This is a genomic window from Anaerobacillus arseniciselenatis (genome assembly GCF_001865995.1).
In the GTDB taxonomy this organism is placed as follows: domain Bacteria; phylum Bacillota; class Bacilli; order Bacillales; family Anaerobacillaceae; genus Anaerobacillus; species Anaerobacillus arseniciselenatis.
The window spans coordinates 837,247-860,869 of sequence record NZ_MLQQ01000001.1; the positions used below are offsets into that span (position 1 = coordinate 837,247).

General features: G+C 35.5%; 24 protein-coding genes. 11 read left to right on the forward strand and 13 right to left on the reverse strand.

Annotated features, from left to right (window positions below; genetic code table 11):
* Window positions 1-2: 2 nt before the first annotated feature.
* From yqeK to yqeH, 5 genes are all read right to left on the reverse strand, one after another.
* Window positions 3-569, reverse strand: a complete 567-nt coding sequence (yqeK, locus tag BKP35_RS04160) for a bis(5'-nucleosyl)-tetraphosphatase (symmetrical) YqeK (protein ID WP_071312104.1) — start codon at window positions 567-569, stop codon at window positions 3-5.
* On the reverse strand, window positions 562-1,134 hold the full coding sequence (locus BKP35_RS04165; protein ID WP_071312105.1) for a nicotinate-nucleotide adenylyltransferase: 573 nt from the start codon (window positions 1,132-1,134) through the stop codon (window positions 562-564). Before BKP35_RS04165 ends, yqeK begins: the two co-directional genes overlap by 8 nt.
* Before the next feature lie 16 nt (window positions 1,135-1,150).
* Window positions 1,151-1,441, reverse strand: coding sequence for a ribosome assembly RNA-binding protein YhbY (gene yhbY / locus BKP35_RS04170; protein WP_071312106.1), 291 nt, complete (start codon window positions 1,439-1,441; stop codon window positions 1,151-1,153).
* On the reverse strand, window positions 1,435-2,292 hold the full coding sequence (gene aroE / locus BKP35_RS04175) for a shikimate dehydrogenase (protein ID WP_211274584.1): 858 nt from the start codon (window positions 2,290-2,292) through the stop codon (window positions 1,435-1,437). The genes yhbY and aroE overlap by 7 nt, the downstream gene beginning before the upstream one ends.
* A 107-nt stretch (window positions 2,293-2,399) precedes the next feature.
* Window positions 2,400-3,503, reverse strand: a complete 1,104-nt coding sequence (gene yqeH, locus BKP35_RS04180; RefSeq protein WP_071312107.1) for a ribosome biogenesis GTPase YqeH — start codon at window positions 3,501-3,503, stop codon at window positions 2,400-2,402.
* Window positions 3,504-4,224: 721 nt separating this feature from the next.
* On the opposite strand from yqeH, the gene sda reads away from it, so the two are divergent.
* On the forward strand, window positions 4,225-4,365 hold the full coding sequence (sda, locus tag BKP35_RS04185) for a sporulation histidine kinase inhibitor Sda (protein WP_071312108.1): 141 nt from the start codon (window positions 4,225-4,227) through the stop codon (window positions 4,363-4,365).
* 94 nt (window positions 4,366-4,459) lie between these two features.
* On the opposite strand, the gene BKP35_RS04190 is transcribed toward sda, so the two are convergent.
* On the reverse strand, window positions 4,460-4,651 hold the full coding sequence (locus BKP35_RS04190) for a hypothetical protein (RefSeq protein ID WP_071312109.1): 192 nt from the start codon (window positions 4,649-4,651) through the stop codon (window positions 4,460-4,462).
* A gap of 325 nt (window positions 4,652-4,976) precedes the next feature.
* Here BKP35_RS04190 and BKP35_RS04195 point away from each other — a divergent pair, with 325 nt between their 5' ends.
* From BKP35_RS04195 to mnhG, 7 genes are read left to right on the forward strand one after another with little or no spacing between them, the layout of a single operon-like run.
* On the forward strand, window positions 4,977-7,397 hold the full coding sequence (locus BKP35_RS04195; RefSeq protein WP_071312110.1) for a Na+/H+ antiporter subunit A: 2,421 nt from the start codon (window positions 4,977-4,979) through the stop codon (window positions 7,395-7,397).
* Window positions 7,397-7,819, forward strand: a complete 423-nt coding sequence (locus BKP35_RS04200) for a Na(+)/H(+) antiporter subunit B (protein WP_071312111.1) — start codon at window positions 7,397-7,399, stop codon at window positions 7,817-7,819. Before BKP35_RS04195 ends, BKP35_RS04200 begins: the two co-directional genes overlap by 1 nt.
* A complete protein-coding gene (locus tag BKP35_RS04205; RefSeq protein ID WP_071312112.1) occupies window positions 7,819-8,157 on the forward strand; it encodes a Na(+)/H(+) antiporter subunit C in 339 nt (112 codons plus the stop codon). The genes BKP35_RS04200 and BKP35_RS04205 overlap by 1 nt, the downstream gene beginning before the upstream one ends.
* Window positions 8,150-9,634 (forward strand): Na+/H+ antiporter subunit D, encoded by a 1,485-nt coding sequence (locus BKP35_RS04210; RefSeq protein WP_071312113.1) that lies wholly within the window; start codon window positions 8,150-8,152, stop codon window positions 9,632-9,634. Before BKP35_RS04205 ends, BKP35_RS04210 begins: the two co-directional genes overlap by 8 nt.
* A gap of 5 nt (window positions 9,635-9,639) precedes the next feature.
* Window positions 9,640-10,116 carry a Na+/H+ antiporter subunit E gene (locus BKP35_RS04215; RefSeq protein ID WP_071312114.1) on the forward strand — a complete coding sequence of 159 codons (477 nt, stop codon included), beginning with the start codon at window positions 9,640-9,642 and terminating at the stop codon, window positions 10,114-10,116.
* Window positions 10,116-10,397 (forward strand): Na(+)/H(+) antiporter subunit F1, encoded by a 282-nt coding sequence (locus BKP35_RS04220; protein ID WP_071312115.1) that lies wholly within the window; start codon window positions 10,116-10,118, stop codon window positions 10,395-10,397. The genes BKP35_RS04215 and BKP35_RS04220 overlap by 1 nt, the downstream gene beginning before the upstream one ends.
* Window positions 10,378-10,734: a monovalent cation/H(+) antiporter subunit G gene (gene mnhG / locus BKP35_RS04225; protein ID WP_071312116.1), complete on the forward strand. Its 357-nt coding sequence runs from the start codon at window positions 10,378-10,380 to the stop codon at window positions 10,732-10,734. The genes BKP35_RS04220 and mnhG overlap by 20 nt, the downstream gene beginning before the upstream one ends.
* Before the next feature lie 1,087 nt (window positions 10,735-11,821).
* Here mnhG and BKP35_RS04230 read toward each other — a convergent pair.
* The 4 genes from BKP35_RS04230 to BKP35_RS04245 form a co-directional block, all read right to left on the reverse strand.
* Window positions 11,822-13,159, reverse strand: a complete 1,338-nt coding sequence (locus BKP35_RS04230) for a (Fe-S)-binding protein (protein WP_071312117.1) — start codon at window positions 13,157-13,159, stop codon at window positions 11,822-11,824.
* A complete protein-coding gene (gene glcD, locus BKP35_RS04235; protein WP_071312118.1) occupies window positions 13,156-14,568 on the reverse strand; it encodes a glycolate oxidase subunit GlcD in 1,413 nt (470 codons plus the stop codon). Before glcD ends, BKP35_RS04230 begins: the two co-directional genes overlap by 4 nt.
* Window positions 14,569-14,726: 158 nt before the next feature.
* Window positions 14,727-15,860 (reverse strand): CdaR family transcriptional regulator, encoded by a 1,134-nt coding sequence (locus tag BKP35_RS04240; RefSeq protein ID WP_071312119.1) that lies wholly within the window; start codon window positions 15,858-15,860, stop codon window positions 14,727-14,729.
* A 109-nt stretch (window positions 15,861-15,969) separates the two neighbouring features.
* Window positions 15,970-16,749 (reverse strand): phosphatidylserine decarboxylase, encoded by a 780-nt coding sequence (locus BKP35_RS04245; RefSeq protein WP_071312120.1) that lies wholly within the window; start codon window positions 16,747-16,749, stop codon window positions 15,970-15,972.
* 193 nt (window positions 16,750-16,942) lie between these two features.
* Between BKP35_RS04245 and pssA the strand changes: the two genes are divergently transcribed.
* The 3 genes from pssA to BKP35_RS04260 all read left to right on the forward strand — a co-directional run bounded on the left by pssA (window position 16,943) and on the right by BKP35_RS04260 (window position 20,736).
* A complete protein-coding gene (gene pssA / locus BKP35_RS04250) occupies window positions 16,943-17,482 on the forward strand; it encodes a CDP-diacylglycerol--serine O-phosphatidyltransferase (RefSeq protein ID WP_071312121.1) in 540 nt (179 codons plus the stop codon).
* A gap of 348 nt (window positions 17,483-17,830) precedes the next feature.
* Window positions 17,831-20,410 (forward strand): CBS domain-containing protein, encoded by a 2,580-nt coding sequence (locus BKP35_RS04255; protein WP_071312122.1) that lies wholly within the window; start codon window positions 17,831-17,833, stop codon window positions 20,408-20,410.
* A gap of 17 nt (window positions 20,411-20,427) precedes the next feature.
* Window positions 20,428-20,736 (forward strand): hypothetical protein, encoded by a 309-nt coding sequence (locus BKP35_RS04260; protein ID WP_071312123.1) that lies wholly within the window; start codon window positions 20,428-20,430, stop codon window positions 20,734-20,736.
* A gap of 95 nt (window positions 20,737-20,831) precedes the next feature.
* Here the strand turns inward: BKP35_RS04260 and BKP35_RS04265 are convergent, their stop codons facing one another.
* From BKP35_RS04265 to BKP35_RS04275, 3 genes are all read right to left on the reverse strand, one after another.
* The gene (locus tag BKP35_RS04265; RefSeq protein WP_071312124.1) at window positions 20,832-21,221 is read right to left on the reverse strand and encodes a tautomerase family protein; all 390 of its coding nucleotides are present in this window, start codon (window positions 21,219-21,221) and stop codon (window positions 20,832-20,834) included.
* Window positions 21,222-21,519: 298 nt separating this feature from the next.
* Window positions 21,520-21,963: a MarR family winged helix-turn-helix transcriptional regulator gene (locus BKP35_RS04270; protein ID WP_071312125.1), complete on the reverse strand. Its 444-nt coding sequence runs from the start codon at window positions 21,961-21,963 to the stop codon at window positions 21,520-21,522.
* 336 nt (window positions 21,964-22,299) lie between these two features.
* The gene (locus tag BKP35_RS04275; RefSeq protein WP_071312126.1) at window positions 22,300-23,211 is read right to left on the reverse strand and encodes a metal ABC transporter substrate-binding protein; all 912 of its coding nucleotides are present in this window, start codon (window positions 23,209-23,211) and stop codon (window positions 22,300-22,302) included.
* Window positions 23,212-23,623 lie beyond the last annotated feature (412 nt).

The window sequence follows — 23,623 nt, forward strand, 5'->3', positions numbered from 1 at the left end:
TTTTAATTTTCCTCCTTTAAGATAAGACTATTATAGACAGCAAGTGTATCCGGAAAAACTGGTTGCTGTTTTTTCATTAAAAAGTTGATCGTATTTGATATCGACGTGATTAAAGCATTATTTAAATCACTAAAAGCCATCTCACGAACTTCCTCTACACCGGGAAATTGACGATTAGGCTCAATATAATCGGAAATAAAGATAATTTTTTCAAGCAGCGTCATTTTCAGTCTTCCTGTTGTATGATAACGAATTCCATTTAAAACTTCTTCATCATATATTTCTACTTCTTTTTTCACTAAATATGCACCAACTGGGGCATGAAGTAACTCAACACCATATTTTAACAGGCGTTCGTCCATTTGCTGTTCAGAAACAATTTTTCTCATCTCGTCTATTGGTCGAAACTTGGCATAGTCATGAAAAATAGCTGCTAATTCGACTTTGGATTCATCTGCACCGTATATTTGGGCTAATTTGACTGCAGTCTCCATCACTCCTACCGTATGAACATAGCGCTTTTCTGTCAATTGTTGTTTGACAACGTTTAAAGCTTCTACTCTATCCATAAAGTTGACGCTCCTTTATATATGCTAAAACATGATCGGGCAGTAAATAGCGAATGGAACGCCCTTGTTTCAATCTTTCTCTTATATCTCGCGAAGAAATTTCTAGTTGCGGTACATTTATTAAGACTAAGTTATCACTATAAATAGATGTACTAATAAAACCAGGCCGTTTTACCCCAACAAAAGTCACTAAATTTAATAACTCATCAATTTCCTTCCACTTTGGCAAATATTCAATCATATCCCCACCAATAATAAAGTAAAAGTCGTTCTCTTTATACATTGCCGTTAATTCTTTCATCGTTTCTATCGTATAAGATGGACCATTCCGTTCAAATTCAATTAAAGAAAGCTTAAAAAATGGATGGTCATTTATTGCTTTTTTTACCATTTCAATACGATCTTCGTCTGAACATAGATTACTTCCTTTTTTATGAGGAGGTATCTTCGTTGGCATAAACCATACTTCGTCTAATTGACAAGCTTCTAATGCTTGTTCAGCGATTAGCAAATGGCCAAAATGCGGAGGATCGAAAGTACCACCCAATAATCCTATTTTCCGCAAAAAAAGTCCCCCCTCATTAAGGTAATTGTATATTTTTATTTTCCCTCGACTCTTTATAAAGTACAATCGTATTGCCGATAATTTGAACTAATTCAGATCGTGTCCCAGCAGATAATCGCTTAGCGACTTCTTCTTTGTCCATTTCACAACTTTGCAAAACACTCACTTTCAATAGTTCTCTCGCTTCTAATGCATCTGCAATTTGCTTTACCATATTTTCATTGACGCACCCTTTTCCTACTTGAAAAATTGGGTTAAGATGATGCGCTTCTGCGCGCAAAAAGCGTTTTTGTTTTCCTGTTAACATGATGTTCCTCCTAATTGTGTAATTACTTTATTCATCATTCTTTTTGTATCCGGTTCAATGCCTGTCCACTTGTGAAAAGCTAGGGCCCCTTGCATCGCAAACATGCCTACACCATTATGAATAATAGCTCCCTTTTCTTCCCCTAATTGCAACCACCTTGTTTTAAGTGGATTATATATTAAATCACTTAATACAACATTTCGCTTAATATGATCTACTGCAATTGGAATTCCTTCGACATTCGGGCTCATCCCTATTGAAGTGGTATTGATAATAATATCATAAACTTCAATATTAGCTTCTGCTTCTTTTAAGGAAACAATGTCCATGGATGTATTATTACATTTATTGTAATTGTTATAATTGTTTTTGATCTCTTTAGCCTTTTCTAAAGTCCTATTAGTGAGCGCAAGTTTTTTCACACCGTGATCACAAATTGCAGTAACAACTGCTCGGCTAGCTCCACCAGCGCCAATGACTAATACGTTACTTTCTAATATCGGCTTTTGTATGACCGTTAATAAAGAAGATAAATATCCTCTTCCATCTGTATTATAACCAATTAAACGCCCATTGTTATTGACAACCGTATTTACTGCTCCAATCATTTTCGCTTCTTCATCAATTTCATCTAGAAATTCCATGACTTTTACTTTATGTGGAATCGTTACGTTAAATCCTGAAACATTTAAAACTTTAAATGCAGCAATCGCTTCCTTTAAATCCCCTTCTTCTATATCAAAAGCATGGTAATGTCCATCAATTCCTAGTTGATTAAACGCATCATTATGCATAAGAGGCGACATTGAATGACCGACAGGATGCCCTATTAAACCAAAAAGCTTCTCCAAACTACCTCTCCCCCTTTTTCTAGTGTTGAGTTTTGAGTGTTGAGTTTTTTGCTTAGACTTCGAAGCGATACAAAAGCAACTCATAACTCAAAACTCTTCACTCAAAACTAAATAAGTGCTTTCCTCACCGACACTGCAACGCCCTTTGGGGCATATGCTGCGACAATTCCCTTTTGTTCGACTGTGACCCACCCTAGACCTGAAAAGACGATATCGATTTTCTCTTCATTTACTTTAAACTCATGCCTTACTAAGGGTGGGAAGTTTTCAACCCCTTTTCCTGGTGGTTGCAACATATCCCCAACATGGTTTTTATATAAATCGTCTGCTTTTTCGAGCTTCGTTCGATGAATGTTAATTTCATTTGACACATAGCAAACTAAAGAATTTCTACCCCCTGAAATGTAATCAAGTCGAGCTAGTCCACCAAAAAACAATGTTTGCTCTTCATTTAGTTGAAAAACTTTCGCTTTTATTTCTTTTTTTGGAGTAATCGTTTTTAACTCTTTTTTTGTTACAAAGTGTGCCATTTGGTGATGGTTAATGATCCCTGGCGTATCAAATAATGAACTGCCATCGTCAAGCGGAATATCAATCATATCTAATGTTGTTCCAGGAAAATGAGAAGTGGTTATGAACTGCTCTTCATCCCCTCCGAATTCACTAATAAGACCGTTAATAAATGTTGATTTCCCTACATTTGTGCAACCGACTACATAAACGTCTTTTTTCTGGCGAAAGTGTTCAATCGCATCAGCTAATTCAAGAATACCTTTACGTTTTTCGGCACTAATTAAAAAAACATCCTCTGGCTTTAATCCTAATTCCTTGGAAGAATACTTCATCCAATTGATTAACTTGTTATGATTTAAACCTTTTGGTAATAAATCTACTTTATTACCTACTAATAAAACTTTATTACCTCCTACAAACCGGTGTAACCCAGGTAACCAACTTCCATTAAAATCAAAGATATCTACAATTTTGACAATTAAAGCATCCCGTTTTCCAAGTTCATTTAATATTTTCAAGAAATCATCGTCGGTTAATGAAACATCTTGAACTTCATTATAATGTTTTAACCGAAAGCATCGCTGGCAAATAAGTATATCTTTTTCTAGAGCAGATTTAGGAACAAAACCCAATTCTTCTTTATTTTCTGTTTGTACCTTTACTCCACAACCTGAACAAATCAAATCTCGCTCAATCAACAGTAAATCCTCCTAAAAGTACTTTATTTTATGACAGTCCCATAAGTGTCTGGCACTTTTTGTTTTGGGATCGCCCCTATTTTTTATGCGTTTAATATTTACAACGGATTTTTTATAGGTATTCATTTCTGACTTTACTATAAATATCCGTTAATGGTATTTTACCACTACAAATTATACATTATAAAACATATCATATTCCCGTTTCAATCTGTATTATTATTTTCCTCTATTATTTAATAGCTATTACACATATTAAAATTTCTCTTCTACTTTTTTATTCCTCCAAAAAATCTAACACTCGAATGAATTTCGTAATTACCTAAATTGAGCCATATCAGACTATATGTAGTTGTGAGCGTTTTAACGCAACTATATAGTCTGATATGGCGATAATATTGAAATATGAAATTCATTAAACATGAAAAGAAAATTTGAAAAAATAATAAAAAGTTTTCGACAAAATTTATCAGTGATCTACATATGTGGATAACCTTATACACAAATCCCCATTGAAATAACAAGCTTTCTCCATGTTACAAACAACTTGCTAACAGTTTATCCACTGTATTTTGTGGATAAAACGAACGGTTGTTCCTTTTTATTGTACATGGTAGAATTTAGTTACAAACTAACACAACTTACTAAATATATGAAAGAAACGCTATATATATGCCAATAATTTTTTAAGGAGGTGGAGCTGCTTATAGCAGCGGAAATAATGAAAAACTTATCAGATGACTTATTAATCGAAACGTATTATAAAGCTATTGAATTAAAACTCAGTGCGGACTTCATTTTTTTAATTAAAGAAGAAATCGAAAGAAGATCGTTAATAGACGAAATAAGAAAAACCTCTTAATCGAGTGAATTTCATAATCCCAATAGACTAGCCACATCCATCTACATGTACTTAAATTAAATAAACAAACACAAAAGGTGAGCTATTTATAAGCTCACCTTTGAATTTTTATATATTCTCTTGGTCGAAAACGTTCAAATGTATCTTCCCCGTCAATTACAAACGGTTCGATTTGTCCGGTACGATCATCTGTATAGTACCTTTTTTCATTTATTTCATTTGCCCACCAAGCTACAACGAACAAAATTGTGAATATACCTACAGCAACAACTACTTTCCTAAGCATAATACTCACCCTTCACTCTCTACAAACATACTTGTAATAATAGTTTTCTTTATAAGGATGGCGCTAGTACGGTAAATATATACATATTTTTTTGGTGACAATTTATCATGAAATTAAAAACAGTCTATTTATTTAAGGTGAAAAAAAATTTTTTTTTGCTATTTTTGCTTAGTTTCTTCTTATTTAATAATTTTTATATAAATGACAGAGTCTATTAGAGTAAAGGATGCAACAGCATTCATTTTAGTATATAATTTTATTGGCTATAAGGCGAAGAGTGTACTAATTTGTCAACTGAAAAATTTTAGAATAGGGGGTATATCATTTGTCATTGTTACATCTCGTAATTTTAGCACCATTTGTCTTGGCGATACTTGTACCATTTTTATATAAGTATGTTCGTCAAGTACATACTGGATGGTTCGTAATGATCCTTCCATTAACTTTGTTCATTTATTTCCTGCAGTTTCTACCGATGATTTCACGAGGTGAAACAATTTATGAACAACAGCCTTGGATACCATCACTTGGAATAAACTTTGATGTTTATGTTGATGGTTTAGGTCTTTTGTTCGGGCTTTTAATTACAGGAATCGGGACACTTGTTGTATTGTATTCAATCTACTATTTATACAACAAAAAGAAGGAGTCTCTTCATAATTTTTATGTCTATTTACTAATGTTTATGGGGGCAATGCTAGGGGTTGTTTTCTCAGACAACTTAATGACACTTTACATTTTTTGGGAATTAACTAGTTTAGCATCTTCTTTATTAATTGCCTATTGGTTCCATAAAGAACGTTCTCGTTATGGAGCACAAAAGTCAATGCTTATCACAGTTTCTGGTGGGTTTGCAATGCTAGCAGGTTTCTCATTACTTTACGTAATGACAAATACGTTTAGTATAAGAGAAATTATCGCTCAAGCAGATGTAATTGTAACTAGTCCGCTATTTATTCCAGCTATGTTACTCGTGTTAGCTGGTGCATTTACAAAATCTGCTCAATTTCCATTCCACATTTGGTTACCAGATGCAATGGAGGCACCTACACCAGTAAGTGCTTATTTACACTCTGCAACAATGGTTAAAGCAGGTATTTATTTAGTTGCTCGTTTAACACCAGTTTTTGGGATCACCCAACATTGGTTTTGGATTGTATCGGGCTTTGGAATATTTACACTTATATGGGGATCTGTTTCAGCTATACGACAAAAAGATTTAAAAGCAATTTTAGCTTTTTCTACGATAAGTCAATTAGGTTTAATTATGGCTTTACTTGGACTCGGTTCAGCAGCATTCCATTATGACGTTGCGGTTGTTGGTACACTTTACTATACAGCTACATTAGCCGCTGTATTCCACCTTATAAACCACGCAACATTTAAAGGAAGTCTGTTTATGATTGTCGGTATTGTTGACCACGAAACAGGGACAAGGGACATTCGCAAACTCGGTGGATTAATGGCTATTATGCCAATTACATTTACGGTAGCCTTAATTGGAACGTTATCAATGGCTGGTGTACCACCATTTAACGGTTTCTTAAGTAAGGAAATGTTCTTTACAGCTGCGCTAAATGCGACGACCATGGATATTTTTAACATGCAAACATTAGGGATTTTATTCCCTGTCATTGCTTGGATTGCAAGTATCTTTACATTTGCTTACTGTATATTAATGTTTTCTCGCACGTTCCTTGGAAAATTCAAACCTGAAAAACTAGAAAAAGAAGTACATGAAGCTCCTATTGGTTTATTAATTCCACCAATTGTCCTTGCTTCTTTAGTGGTTATTTTCGGGCTTTTTCCAAACCTTCTTGCTTACTCGATTATCGAGCCGACAATGGCTTCGATCTTACCGAATGTGTTAGCTGACGGGGAACGTTTCTACGTAAACATTTATCATTGGCATGGATTTAATACAGAATTATTTATGACCATCGGAGTTGTAATTTTCGGTTCCCTAATCTACTTAAACTTAAAGAAATGGGCAGAAGTAAACTGGTTCTTAAGAGAAAGAGACCCATTAAACTGGGTATATGACAACTCTCTAGTATGGACAGTCAATGGTTCTATTAAAGTTACAAACATGCAAATGACTGGTTTGTTAAGAGATTATTTCGTGTTTATGACTGTATTTATCATCGGATTAATGGGTTATACGATGATAAAATATAATATTTTTGCGATTGATTTAGCAAACGTTGCTGAAGTTTCACCTTACGTTTTAATTTTAGTTATTGTTTTACTTGCTACAACTGTACTTCTACCGTTTATTTCTCATAGAATTACAGCAATCGTAGCGACTGGGGTCATTGGATTCTTAATTGCCCTACTCTTTGTTGTGTTCCGTGCACCAGACTTAGCATTAACACAGCTTTTAGTTGAAACAGTAATGGTTGTTTTATTCCTTCTAGCGTTTTATCACTTACCAGAACTTAGAAAGGAAAAGTTTACGCCACGTTTTAAATTAACGAATTTAGTCGTATCTATTGGTGTAGGTTTAGTGATTACTCTCACTGCATTAAGTGCACATGCGTTTAGTCATGCTAATCCAATCCAGCCGATCTCAGACTACTTCGTTAAAAATTCTTATGAGCTTGCTGGCGGAAAAAACATGGTTAACGTTATCTTAGTTGACTTCCGTGGACTTGATACGATGTTAGAGGTATTAGTTCTAGCCATCGCGGCACTCGGAATCGTCGTCTTAATTAAACTTCGAATGACTGGGAAGGAGGATGTGTAATGAAAAGTTCACTTATGCTTCACACAATAACTAGAATTGTCGCTTTCATTATTCTATCCTTCTCTGTATTCCTTTTCTTTGCAGGACATAACAACCCTGGAGGAGGATTCATTGGAGGCTTAATGACAGCAGCTGGCTTATTACTTTTATACGTCAGCTTTGATTTAAAAACAATTAAACGAGTAATTCCTTTTAATTATACGACAATGATAGCTACTGGAATGCTATTAGCAATTGGAACTGGTGTTGTTTCAATGTTTTTAGGAGATGCGTACTTAACTCAGTATTTCGATTATTTTCAACTACCTATTTTAGGTGAAACCGAGTTAACGACGGCTCTTCCTTTTGACTTAGGTATTTATTTAGTTGTCGTAGGGGTAGCATTACTCTCCATCCTAACGATTGCGGAGGATGATGCATAATGGAAATATTAATGATTTTAGTAATAGGGGTAATTTTTACGGTAGCCACGTATTTAATTTTAACGAAGAGTTTACTTCGTGTTGTAATCGGGCTAATCATGTACGGGCATGGTGCTCATCTCTTGTTTATTACTTTAGCAGGATTAAAGCAAGGAGCACCTCCGTTATTAGGAGAAGAGGCGGTTGCATATGCAGACCCATTACCACAAGCGGTCGTTTTAACAGCAATCGTTATCGGCTTTGGTGTGACGGCTTTTCTACTCGTTATCGCATACCGCACATACAAAGTACATCAAACAGATGATTTAGATCAATTAAGGGGAAGTGCTGATGAATAACATAGTCTTTCTACCAATACTCATACCATTAATCGTAGGCGTAGTCTTATTATTTTTCGCTAAAAATTTAAAGGTACAACGTGTAATTAGTGGAATAACTATGTTTACTCTATTAGGTTTATCGTTGTATTTAGCCCATATTGTATACTATGGAGGAACCCACACACTTGAGCTAGGTAACTGGCCCGCACCATTTGGTATCGTGTTAGTTGCTGATAACTTTGCTGCTTTAATGGTTTCACTTACTAGTATCGTTGGGATTGTTTGTTTATTTTACGGTTTTCTAACATTAAGTGAAGTAAGACAAAAAGGTTATTTCTTTCCATTTTACTTGTTTTTAATTACTGGAGTTAATGGGGCATTTCTTACAGGAGATATTTTTAACTTATTTGTTTTCTTCGAAGTAATGTTAATCTCATCTTATATTTTAATCGTTCACGGAGGAACAAAATACCAACTTCGTGAATCGATCAAATATGTCATTATTAATGTTTTTGCTTCTGCATTATTTATTGTCGGAGTCGCTTATATTTATGCGATTACAGGAACATTAAATATGGCTGACATTTCTGTGAAAGTTGCAGAACTTGAACAACGAGGCGTCCTAAATGTAGTAGCGATTTTATTCTTACTCGTATTCGGAATGAAGGGGGCACTTTTCCCACTTTACTTCTGGTTACCTAAATCGTACTATGGACCACCAGCTGCAATTGCCGCTCTATTCGGTGGATTATTAACGAAGGTTGGGATTTACGCGATTATTCGTACGTTTACGTTAATCTTCTATCATGAGCCAGGCTTTACACATACGGTAATCATGTTTATCGCCGCTGCAACTATGTTCTTTGGTGTATTAGGAGCCGTATCACAATTTGACTTTAAACGAATTTTGTCTTTCCATATTATTAGTCAGGTTGGTTATATGATTATGGGGTTAGCAATTTTTTCACCACTAGCAATCGCGGGTGCAATTTATCATATCGCCCATAATATTTTTGTTAAATCTGCATTATTTTTATATGCAGGGGCAACACAGCAAGTGACTGGAACAACGGACTTAAAGAAAATGGGTGGACTGTTAAAAACTCATCCGTTTCTTGGTTGGACGTTCTTTGTCTCTGCAATGGCAATGGCAGGTATACCACCTTTAAGTGGATTTTTCAGTAAGTTTGCTTTAGTATTATCTGGTATTCAAGAAGAACAATACTGGATCGTTTTTGTTGCCTTATTTGTTGGTATTCTTACACTTTTCTCAATGATGAAAATTTTCATTTACGCATTCTGGGGAGAACAAAAGCTTTCTAATGAAGAAGCAAAAGAACGTAAAATTGGAAAGGTCGTAGTGTCAATCCTACCTCTAGTTGCACTTGCGGTTATTATGGGGTTAGCTGCAGAACCTGTTTTTGTTTACTTATTAGACATTGCTGAAGAAATTCTAGAACCATCAAATTATATTAATTCTGTACTTAAGGAGTAGTTGCTATGGCATTTCAAATTTTATTAAATATCGGTCTAGCGATTATCTGGATGTTACTTAGGCAAGACTTCTCCCCTGTAGAATTTTTAATTGGGTATGTCGTTGGATTAGTGTTGCTTTATGTTCTTAGACGCTTTTTACAATTTGACTTTTATTTCCGTCGTGTCATTGCTATTGTTAAATTGATTTTCCTATTCTTATGGGAATTAATCTTAGCAAATATTGATGTCATTAAAATTGTTCTTAGTCCAAAGCTTGATATTAAACCTGGTATAATTGCGGTTCCAACGAAGTTAAAAACAGATTGGGAAGTTACGTTACTTGCGAGTTTAATCTCATTAACACCTGGTACACTTTCAATGAATTTTTCGGATGATGGAAAAACGATTTTTGTCCATTCTATTGACGTACCAGATAAAGAAGCGATGATTAAACAAATCCATAATTCTTTTGAGAAAGCGATTATGGAGGTGACTCAATAGTGCTAGAACTATCATTAACTATTGCGCTTATTATTATGGCATTGTCTATTCTCGTATGTTTTATTCGAGTTGTAAAAGGTCCAACGATGTCTGACCGAGTTGTTGCATTAGATACAGTAGGGATTACGTTGATTGGTATTATCGGGATCGTCATGATCATTCAAAATACACTTGCTTATGCTGATGTAATCCTCGTCATTGCGATTTTAGCATTCATCGGGTCAGTTGCTTTAGCTAAGTTTATCGAAGGGGGTGTGGTCTTTGACCGAGATCATAATTAGCATCCTCATCCTCCTAGGCGGCTTTCTAAGCCTTTTAGGAGCTATCGGTATCGTAAGGTTCCCAGATGTGTACGGACGCCTACATGCCGCCACTAAGAGCGCCACACTAGGAGTCATTAGTATTATGCTAGCCGTGTTCCTATATTTTCAGTTTATTGAAGGAGTTTTTAGTGGTAAAGTTTTATTAACGATTGTTTTCGTCTTCTTAACAGCACCTGTTGCCGGGTTTATGATTGCTCGCTCCGCTTATAACGTAGGAGTAGAGCTATCGGATAAAAGCGTACAAGACGACTTAAAGAAAGCTATTAATAAAAAAGGGAAAAAAGCTAGATCGTAATGATCTAGCTTTTTCTTTTGTATTGAAATTTAAGCTGTGTATCGGATCCAAAGAAGAAAAGTTTCAAGGTACTGTTGTGGCTGTTGCGTATTATGGGGGTTATGCGCAGTAATTCGCACTCGCTCGATAGTATGCATTATGGGGAGAGTGTGCTGTAGTTGGGTTCCTTATCGGGTCAAGCATGCGAGTAGATCTTGCGTTACCTTTTGGTGAGTGTGACGCTTCGTTCGGGCACGCGAGAAGGTCTCGCGTTACCTTTTAGTTGATGTGACGCTTTGTTCGGGCACGCGAGAAGGTCTCGCGTTACCTTTTGTGTGATGTGACACTTTGCTCGGGCACGCGAGAAGGTCTCGCGTTTCCTTTTGTGTGAAGTAGCGCTTTGTTCGGGCACGCGAGACTATGCAGTAGAAATGCGCCCTTTCTAACACTGGATTTCTCTTCTCTCGTTCTGAACTCAGAAGAGAAATCATTCTGGCGTTTTGGTTACTCTTCTCACGTTTTGAACTCAGAAGAGTAATCATTCAAGCATTTGGATTACTCTTCTCTGGTTTTGAGTCGAGGAGAGTAATCATTTGGCGTCACCCTTGACCATACAATGGATTTGACGAGTGCGTTTAACAGATACTGGAATTTACACTTGTTTATCTATGCTTTTGACGAGCGCGTTTAACAGATACTGGAATTCACGCTCGCTTATCACTGGTTTTGACCAGTGCGTTTAACAGATACTGGAATTCACGCTCGCTTATCACTGGTTTTGACCAGCGCGTTTAACAGATACTGGAATTCACGCTCGCTTATCACTGGTTTTGACCGGTGCGATTCACAAATACTGGAATTCGCACGCTTCATACGTGGTTTTATATATATGTATTTTACAGATGATGTAATTCCCTTGCATCAACAACCCACGCTCTACTGCACACTCCCCCCATAATACGAAGCAACGCGATACTATACTCCCCACACACGCACTCACCTTTAAAATTAACAAAGGCGCTTAAATCCGTTTTATCAGATTAAGCGCCTTTGTTCACACGACATATCCACTTTAAATAGTCCGTTAAACTACAATTTCTCTTTGTGCTTATGCCTTACCTTCAGCTTTCTTTAAAGCTTCAGCTAAAAGGTCGACAATATGAACAGCTCGTACATCTTTTTGCAATCCTGCACGTTCAATACCTAACTTCATTTGTAATAAACAGCCAGGGTTCGCTGTAACTAAAGTTCTTGCTTTAGTCGCTTTAGCGTGTTCCATTTTCACATCTAAAATTTGCATCGACATTTCTTGTTCGATAATGTTGTAAACGCCTGCTGAACCACAGCAACGATCAGCATCTTGCATTTCCTTGTACGTTACGCCCTCAATTGACTGCATAAGCTTTCTCGGTGCACTAAATGTGCCCATTACGTTCCGTAAGTGACAAGAGTCTTGGTACGTAACCGTTTGTGGGTCTAACTCCATTTTCGGTAAGCCAACTTCATAAAGAATTTCAGAAATATCTTTAACTTTATCCGAAAAAGCTTTTGCGCGGTCTGCCCATTCTGGATCATCTTTTAAAAGGTGACCGTAATCAACGAGTAAAGCTCCACAACCACCAGCATTAGAAACGATGTAATCCACTTTTTCTTTTTCAAAAATTAAAATATTATTTTTGGCTAGATCTTTTGCACCATCTTTTTCACCACTGTGAGCATGAAGTGCTCCACAACAGCTTTGCTTCTTTGGAATAATGGTATCGCAATTTGCTTTACTCAATAAATAAAGCGTAGCATCATTTGTTTCCATAAACATCGTGTCCATTAAGCAACCAGAAAAGAATGCTACTTTCTTTTTAGCTGTACCTTCAGCAGCAACATGACTTGGACGATTCTTCATTCTACTTGGAGAAGGAACTTTTGGTAATACTCGTTCTATCATTGATAGATTACCTGGTGCAATCTTAGTTAAATGAGTTGCTTGGGCAAGCTTTTGAATCCCTGTTGATTGGTAGAACCATAGTAAGCTACTTACAGTTCTCATTCGGTTTTGTTTAGGGAATAATTCATTAAAAACTAGACTTCTTAACATTCGTACTGGCATACTATGCTTTTTCTTCTTTTGAATGATATCACGAGCATCTTCCAATAAATAACCGTATTTCATTCCAGAAGGACAAGCAGGTTCACAAGCACGACAACCTAAACATTGGCTAAGCTGCTTTTCAAAATCTTCATCTGGTTCCATTAAGCCATCAACGACCGCTTTCATTAACGCTATTCTTCCACGAGGAGAAGCCGCTTCATTCCCACCAGTTTCTCTATAAGTAGGGCACGCTGGTAAACAGAAGCCACACCTCATGCAGTTAACTAGCTCATCGTAATCCATTCCTTGCTTCATATCGATGGCTAATTCTTGTTGTCTTTTTTCAGTTGTTTGGCTCATCGATTAACCACCACCCGTTTACGTGACTCTTTTGCAAACATTTTTCCAGGATTCATAATATTATTAGGATCAAACGCCATTTTTAATGTTTTCATAGCTTCGACGCCCTCTTCACCAAGCTTCCAAGCTAAATATGGCGATTTCATGACACCTACACCGTGCTCACCTGTAATTGTTCCACCTAACTGAATCGCTTTTTCAAAAATTTCTTCAAATGCAACTTCAACACGATGCATTTCATCTTTATTTCGAACATCAGTCATACAAGTTGGATGTAAGTTCCCATCACCTGCATGTCCAAACGTACAAATTTCAACATTATTACGTTTGGCAATAACCTCGATTTCACGAACCATTTCCGCCACTTTTGAGCGAGGAACTGTAGCATCTTCTAAAATCGTTGTTGGCTTCATTCTTGCAAGAGCTGACAGTGCCGAACGTCTTGCTGTTGTTAGAGCTGCACCTTCCTCAGGTGTTTGTGCTACTTGGACAGATAACGCTTTTTCTTCTTCACAAATTTTAGCAATATTAGCAATATCTCTTTCTACCACTTCTTGAGGACCGTCTTGCTCGATTAATAAAACCGCTCCTACTTCTGTTGGTAGACCGATTTTTGCAAAGTCTTCAACAACTTTGATCGTTGGTTGATCTAAAAACTCTAACGTTGCTGGAATAATCTTATTAGCAATAATTTTAGAAACAGTACGACCTGCAGCTTCAAGATTATCGTAAAGAGCTAACATCGTTTTCTTCGTTTCAGGAACAGGAATAAGTTTTAAAGTAGCTTCCGTAATTACACCTAACGTGCCTTCAGAACCGACCATTAATCTCGTAAAATCGTAACCAGCTACGTCTTTTGCAAGCTTTCCACCGGTACGAATAACATTTCCATTCGGTAATACAGTTTCTAGTGCAATAACGTAATCACGTGTCACACCATATTTCAGCCCGCGCAGACCACCTGAACATTCATTAATATTTCCACCAATTGTTGAGATCTTCATAGAACTTGGGTCTGGTGGATAAAATAAGCCTTTTGATTCTACAGCATTAATCATATCTAGCGTAATTAATCCAGGTTGAACAGTTACAGTTAAGTTTTCTTCATCGATTTCTAAAATCTTGTTCATATGTGTGAAGATAAGAACAATTCCGCCTTCAAGAGGACATGTCCCAGCACATAAATTCGTGGCATTTCCCCGTGGAACGATCGGTATTTTATACTCATTACATACCTTAACGATTTCAGAAACGTCTTGAGTATTTCTTGGTTTCATTACTGCGTGAGGTAATGCTTGGTAACCTGGTGTTGAGTCGTAAGAATAAGCAACTAAACTTTGTTTTGAATCAAGGTAATTTTCTTCCCCTACAATTTTTTGTAACTTCTTTTTAGCTTCTTGACTAATCATATTAGTCCTCCCCTTATAATCATTGTTTATAGCTCCGTTTTGCTTTTTATTTTAATCATTGATTATTTATTTGTAACTTAATTATAAAAAAATAAAACGCTTCCATCTATGTATTAAAAAACAAAGATAAAAGCGTTCTACTATTTTTTTTTGTGTTTTCATCTAATTTCATTCCAAAATGAGAGAGCGATGTAAAATGTAACCAAATTTCCAGTCTTTTTTAATGAATAGCCGGTCAATTCCGAAATTCTTTTCAAGCGATAATGAAGAGTATTAATATGAATATGAAGACGTTTTGAAGTCTGCTTTATCGAGAGGTCACTATGCAAATACATCTCTAACGTTTCAAGAAGATCCTCTTCTTGAATTAAATTTCCTAAAACTTTTTCAACTACTTCTTTACGCGTTTCATCATTCAATTCCGCTAAAACAACATCTAAAGTTAAATCATCATAACAAATTAAAGGATTAGTTTCCTCAGAAACTCGAAGCGCTTTTTTGGCGTGGTGGTAAGACACATGAAGTTTTGCTGGCTCATTAACAACTGTCCCAATTCCTGCACAAAAAGCAATCCCGTAATTATCTTTAATGAAGGCCTGCGCAGATTTAATCGTTTTAACAACACTTTCTTCAACATTTGAATGACGAATAGACTTTAATAGTACAAATCTGCCATTCCCCCATTGGACGATCACATCCTGAGCATCTTTTTGAAAAAACTCTCTCAATACTTCAAAAGTTTCTCGTTCTAAAAGTTCGTTCTCATCATTCGCCTGTTTATGGTGAGAAAATTCTAATAACACACAGCATCGTGGCATATCCATAGAAATTCCTAGTATTTCTCCACGCTCCCTAAAATCATCATCGATTTGTTTTAAATGGAGCCATTCATAAACAAATGTTTCTAAACCACGATATTTTGATTCAACTTTTTCATGAAAATGAGCTTGTTGAATAATTAACTCCGTCATTCTTTGGATCAGTTCACCAAACTGCTCCACATCCTTCGGCTCACCGGTAATGCCTATGACACCAATCGCTTTATTATGAAAAATGATTGGCAAATTTATTCCTGCTTTTACCCCTTTAAGGTTAAAAACATCTTCTTTAGTGATGACGAACTTTTCTTTTCTTTTTACAGCAATTTGTGCTCCTTCATGAAAATTGCCTACGCGATTTACGTCGTTTGCAGCAATGATTATTCCGCTATGATTAACGACAATCACTTCTTCATCTAATATGTCAGTAACCTCATTGACAATCCTTTGTGCTAATCCTGATAGTAATTTCAAAATTTCACCACCCTAAAACCCTTTTTTACGACTAACTTTGCCTTCATGATGACGATAAGTAAGTCGCCACCATTTAGATGCAAATGTCTGACGATTTCATGAATACAATTTAAAAAGAACCTATTTTCATTCCTACTTTTACATCCATTGGTGTTTCAATGTAATCCCCCAAGGCTATTGCATTATTTTCAAAAAGAAGAACAACCGTCGAGCCAAATGAAAAATACCCCATTTCTTCCCCTTTTTGTACTTCATTCCCTGTAAAAGTTGGGTGAATACTATTAACATTCATTGCTCCAACTTTTACTAGTGCATAATGTTTTGTATTTCGTAAGCGAACTTCTGTTATAAACCGGAAATTTTTTGATAAAGGGCGTTTACCGAGCTTGAGACCCATTTCATTTACCGGATAAGATTTATTACCTAAGGCCCATTTCCCGACTACAGTTCCTGAAACTGGGGTATGAATTCGGTGATAATGACTAGGGCTTAAGTATAAAATGATATAAGTACCATTTTTATATTTTTCAGCTCTTTTTTCATTTCCAAGCATCTCGATTAAGCTATAATCTTGGTTTTTGACATGAAATGTACAATTATCGTTTATTTCACCTACATCGGCAAGAATACCATCTACAGGACTTATGATACTATTAGGATCTTGATCAATAAGTCTTGCTTCACTTTTTAAGTTTCTAATAAACAACTCCTGTAAACTTTCGTATTCATCAAGAGTTTTTTCCATTTCTGCTTCATCAATGTTATAAACTTTAACAAAAGATTTATTTAATAATTTACTCATTTTCGACTTTGTAAAAGCTTTTAACAAATATGAATTAAAACGATTCCCTGATAATTCTACAAATGATTGATAAATTTTCTTTTTCACTTTTTTTCCTCCATCATAAAACTTTTTTGAAATGTAGGATAAACTGGGGCTACTTTTATGTTTTAACAAGTTAAATTAATTACAAAAAGGTATATCAATAAATGATAACACGCTTTATAATAATAATAACCCTTTATAATTTCCAGGGGAACTAACGGGTTGTAACGTTAGTTTATCACAAGGAGTGATGAATGTGTTTATCCTACAACAACTAGACCACACAATTAAAAGAATTAGAAGCCAAGCAGCGAACTTACTAACGATTGTAAATTTAAGTTTAGGCGCTTTTGCAATAATCTTCATTCTTCAAGGTGAACTATACACAAGCTTATTATTTATTTGCTTGGCTGCTGTTTTTGATCGCTTCGATGGGATCGTTGCTAGAAGACTAAATATAACATCTGACATAGGGAAACAACTTGATTCTTTATGCGATCTTATTTCCTTCGGAGTAGCCCCTTCTCTTTTACTATACTCTGCCATTTTAGCTGAGTTCGGTACAGCTGGTGCAATATTCACGATTATTTTTATTGCTTGTGGAGCAATTCGTTTAGCACGTTTTAATGTTTCTGAACACCACGGTTATTTCGTCGGCTTACCAATTACTGCAGGTGGATGTATTTTAACAGTTAGCTTTTTATTCATTGGAGTTATCCCTAATCCAGTCTTTATGTTTATTATCATTATTTTATCTATTCTTATGATAAGTACATTTAAAGTGAAAAAAGTGTAGAACTTCCGAAATGGATAGTTTTACACTTTTTATTTACAAAACGATTATGACGGTAACCGTCACCAAAGCTACTGACCTCAATTACACCATGAGATACATCTTAGAATATACTCCATGCAGCTTTGCGACGAGTAACCGCAGGAGCATCTCTTTCTGAAATGTAAAAGGCGGATGATTTCCTTCACTTCGCTGTGACCTTCTAACGAATCTCAGAGGCTCGTTCACGAAATCATCCGCCTTTTTCATACATACCAGATATTTTAACAGCGCTAAACTCTGGCTACTACAATTTATTCCAGCAATTTGATACACTTATTTTCAAAGGCTCGTAAAAAGGGGGCAAAGCATTTGCAAGTAATTATTTCCCATGTGAATTTAGATTTTGATGGACTCGCTTCGATGGTTGCAGCCAAAAAATTATACCCACAAGCGAAATTAATATTGCCATCGAAACAAGGAAAAACGGTTGAACGTTTTTTAGCTATATATCGTGACTCATTAAATTTATATCATCCTAATGAAATTAATTGGCAAGAAGTTCGTACAGTTATTATGGTAGATATCGCTTCATTACAACGCACAGGTGATGTTGCTAAATACATTAATGACGAAGAAGTAGAGTTTATCGTTTATGATCATCACGAAGAAAGCGACCACAATGTTCAAGCAAAACTTGCGAAAATCGAAAAGGTTGGTGCAACGGTAACACTTATTTTAGAAAAAATCAAAATGAAAAATATATCGATAACGTCCTTTGAGGCTACCATTTTTGCCCTCGGTCTTTATACGGATACAGGCTCATTTACATATTTAAGTACAACATCTAGAGATTTAAAGATGGCGAGTTATTTAATTGAAAACGGAGCAAACTTACAAGTAATAACGAAGTTTTCCGAAAGTCCACTACAAGAAGAAGAACAACAGCTACTTCAATGCTTGATCCAGCAAAGTGAGGAACATTATATTGACGGTATTGATATTTTAATTGCATCGCATCAACAAAACGAATACATAGGTGGATTAGCTTTTCTATCAAGAAAAGCGTTAGAAATGACCGGAACAGACGCATTAATCTTTGTCGTGGAAATGGGAAAACGTATTTTTATTGTAGGACGCTCAACTTCAGAGCGCATTGACATTTTACCGCTGGTCAAAAAGCTAGGTGGAGGTGGACATAAAAAAGCCGCTTCAGCTATGGTCAAAGACGGTAACTTTCATGAAGTATTAACAACGGTCAGAGACGATATTTATCAAGTCGTAAAACCTGCTATAACTGCAAAAGACATTATGACAAGTCCTGTAAAAGTAGTCTCTACGAAAACTTCGATTGAAGATGCAGGAAAGATGATGCTTAGGTATGGCCATACCGGATTTCCTGTATTGGAAAATGAAAAGCTAGTCGGGGTTATTTCTAGAAGAGATGTCGATAAAGCAAAACACCACGGTTTAGGCCATGCTCCAGTTAAAGGGTATATGAGTACCAACCCAATTACGATCGATGCAGCTATGTCACTAGAAGAAGTACAACACTTAATGATCGATGAAAACGTAGGTAGACTTCCTGTCAAGGATAATGAAGAGATCATTGGCATTATTTCCAGAACAAATGTTATCGAAGCCCTTCATGGAGAACAGCTTAATACTGCAGGTAAAGTTCATTTAGATCGCCCTTTGGAAATTACTTTGATTGATCGAATGAAAAATTTTCTTTCTATAGAAAACTTACAATTATTAAAGCAAATCGGGAAGCTTGCAGATCAAATTAACTATTCAGCATATATTATAGGTGGTATAGTTCGTGACTTAATTATAGGAAGAACCAATGAGGATATTGACATCGTTGTCGAAGGGAATGGAATCGACTTTGCTAATCTTTTAGCCGAGAATTTAGGTGGAACCGTTCGTTGCCATGAAAAATTCGCAACTGCGACTTGGAAACATCCTTCAAGGTTAAAAATTGATATAACGTCTGCGCGAACAGAATATTATGACTATCCAGCAGCCTTACCTAATGTAGAAATGTCGAGTTTAAAAGAAGATTTGTTCCGACGAGATTTTACGATTAACGCAATGGCTATCCAAATTAATGAAGACCATTTCGGTAAACTTATCGATTATTTTCATGGCTTTAATGACATTAAACAAAACAAAATAAAAGTACTTTATAACTTAAGTTTCGTTGAAGATCCAACTAGAATTTTACGAGCAGTTCGTTTTGAGCAACGGTTTAACTTTAAAATGGATCAGCAAACATTCGACTTAGCAATGATTTCTGCCGACAAAATAGCATCGACATCTAAACCAAGAATAGCTCATGAATTAAGTATTTTACTTAAAGAAAAACACCCTGTCGAATCCCTTGTTCGCCTTGGTGAAATTGGAATCATTCGCTATTTAATTGGTACTCACTCGTTTAATGTACAAAAGTTAAAAACCTTTAAGTCACTGGTTGATGAAATAGTACCATTGCAACAAAATCAAAATAGCGAAACATGGGTCTGTTATTTAGTAATACTTTTTTCAGAAACTGAAAACGAGATTGAACTAGTAAAAGATTATTGTTTAAACAATGAAAGTTTAAAAGTAACGGATCAAATTGTTGAATTACTAGATGACAATCAAAACTTTTTAAAAGAGGATACACTTGGAGCTATTCATCACTCACTAAAAAATTACCAAACAGAGTCTATTATTTGTTATATCGCTTTAATGCAACTACAAGAATGTTTTGCAAATAAACTAAAAAAGTATTTACAAAATCGAACACAAATTCCGAAGCTCATCGATGGAAATGATTTGTTAAATTTAAATATAGAAAAGGGACCTCTTTTTGCAAAAATCTTATTAGAAATCGAATGTGCCTATTTAAATCAAGAAATTCACTCTAAAGAAGATGCAATTAGTAAAGTTAAACGAGAGTATCTATGAATGAAGGGGTAATGCACATGAGTAAAGAAAACGAATTAAAAAAAGCAATTATTGACTTTGAAGAGCTTATTGAAACTACACCTGATGAAAAAAGCTCTTTAGCAGGCTATAATAATTTTTTAAGAGGTTTTTTACGGATTAGAGATGCTAAATATTCACTTCCTTCTGCTGAAGTTATGACGATTATCAAAAGTAAAAAGCCAACTATCTTTTACTTTTTAAAAAAGCTAGCCGCTCAAAACCCTACACTACAAATATTAACCGAACTAGAAATCGATTATAATAAGGCTGTTGAACGTTTAGAAGATCTAAAAAAGAAGCTATAAAAAATAAGGGTGTCCGAATAGCCAAACGATCCAGAGTAATATTTTAACTCCCGATAATCGACGCTTTTATAGGACACCCTTTTATACTATTGAAATTATAAACTTTTTATAGTCGGTGATGGTGGTGTTGTAGCTATTTCTTTTCCAACATAATAATTCTCGCTATTAATCTCATGAATAGCACAGTTAATCTCGTCTCTTACAACACCTTCAATTTTTTCAATCTTCTCTATAACCTGTTGTACAAGCAATGTTTTGGTTTCTTCCATTCTTCCTGCAAACATCATAATTTCCACAAAGACAAAATTCAAATCTCCATTTTCATAATTGCTCCGATCATACATCGGCGCTTCATAAATAATGACTTTACCAAAACTTTCATCAAGCTCTAAAACATCGATAACAACTTGGCGAACCTCATCCGCTAACCTTCCGTTTCTTTGACGATCATTCGTTAACACCTTATGGATAATTACTTGTAGCACAGTTACAATCCACCTCTCTAAAACTTGTTAAACAACAGATTTTTAAAAATATTCAGTTCTTTATCTCAATTTAATTTTAACATCTTTTCTATTAATTGTTACCGCTTTTATAATAAAACTTCAAAATTTTCATACAAAACCTTCGTGACGGCACACCTGTCACCATCTAATATGAAAAGTCGGGTGAATGCCCTATCCAACTAACCACTAACCAACAAACCAACTTCCGTACAAAAATAGGACTGGCTGGACGGATAACAATTTTTATTTATTTTATCGCTAAAGGAATTAAACTGAATTAAAGAGATTTAGCATAGTACCCCAGTTTTTTTAGTAATTCAATCACTTCTGTTTTTTCTTCGTTATTTAAACCACTAAAAATGTCTTCTATTGCTGCTTTATGCTCCGGAAAAATGCTGGCCATTAAGTGAGTGCCCTTTTCAGTAATTGTGGCATACGTGACACGACGATCTTTCGGGCAAGACTTCCTATGTAACAACTGTTTTTTTTCTAATTTATCGACAACATAAGTAATACTTCCACTTGTGAGTAAAACCTTTTTACCGATTTTTTGTATCGGCTGATCCCCTTTATGATACAAAAGTTCTAAAACGGCAAATTCCGTTGGATTAAGACCGTACGTTTTAATATCCGCTTCAACTTTATTGGTTATTTCTCTAGTTGCACGTGACAACACAATAAACAGTTTTAGAGACAAATTATCGAGTTCATTATTGTTCATATTCTTTTATCATACCTTTTCTATTTAATATCTTAAATTCAAGATAATTATAAAATAAGCTCTTTCGTATAGTCAATTTTCAGACAAAACCCTCATTGCTTCACCTCTGTTACCATCTGATATGTAAAAGTCGGGCGGGGTTCCTAACCAACAAACCAACTTCCATACAAAACGAGCATGACGATTTACCGTCACCATCTAATATGGAAAAGGCGGATGATTTCCTTCACTTCGCTGTGACCTTCTTTCGAATCTCAGAGGCTTGTTCACGAAATCATCCGCCTTTTTTCATACAAAATTAGAGCCGTTAAGCCCTAATTTTTTTGTATTTCATATTTATTTTAATGCTTCAACAAATACATTCACGTTTTCTCTCATCATACCGATATACGTCTCTGCACTAGTGCCTTGTGCGCCAACTGCATCTGTATAAACTTCACCAGCAATTGCTACGCCAGTTTCGTTAGAGATCGTTTCCATATAACGCTTATCGATTGTTGATTCTACGAATAGTGCTGGAACATTATTTTCAACAACAAAGTCACTTAAACGTGCGTATTGTTGAGGTGTTCCTTCATCTAATGAGTTAATTTCCCAGATCCCATCTGTTGTGAAGCCATAATCTTGACCAAAGTATTTAAAAGCATTTTCACTTACGATAATAATACGATTTTCTTCTGGAATAAGTTCTACTTGTGCTGTAATCCACTCATCTAACTCTTGTAATTCAGCGATATAAGCATCTGCATTTGCACGGTATGTTGCTTCTCCCGCTGGATCTCTCTCAATTAAGTCAGCTACTAAGTTCTCAACATAAATGATTACATTTTTCGGACTTAACCAAGCGTGTGGATCATCTTCATCGTCACCAACTAATGGAATTCCTGCTACACCATCAGATAGAGTAACAATCTCTGTATCTGAAACATTACCAATCACATTTTCTAACCATTCTTCTAAATCAAGACCATTGACATAGAAAACGTCTGCATCACTAATTTTCGCAAAGTCTCCTGGTGTTGGCTCATACTCATGAGGTTCTTCTCCAACTGGCACAATATAATCTACTTGACCACGATCACCTGTTATTTGAGTAATAATATCACCTAACACTGAGAAACTTGTTGTGATCGCTAATCCTTCCTCATTTTCTGGTGTAGTAGCCTCTTCTGAACTACATCCGACTACTAGCACCCCTAGTGCTAAAATTGACGCAAAGATGACTGACATAAAGTTCTTTTTAAACATTCTTTTCAACCTCTCCTTAATAAAATATTTTTTCTTTTTATACTACAAAGAATGAAGTTAACATGAGAAAAACTATTAAAACAAAATACACAGATAACGTTGGTGAAAATCGACTGAATAGCCTCACTTTAACCCTCCTTGTTGTCCAAAGTTAATATTGTTTCCCTAAGGAAACTTTTTGTTTAAAAATTTTTAGAACCTTAAGATTACCGGTTCTTATGACTCAATTGGTCAATAGCCATTTTCTTCACCTAAAGTAAATATGTTGCCTTAACGCAAAACTTGATTTCATTATAAGATATGGATTAGCTTATTGTCTACAACTTTTTTGAAATTTTAATTTGATTGAGTGAATTTCATAATTACCAATAATGAGCCACATCACGAAATATATAGTTTGCGAATGGTTTTG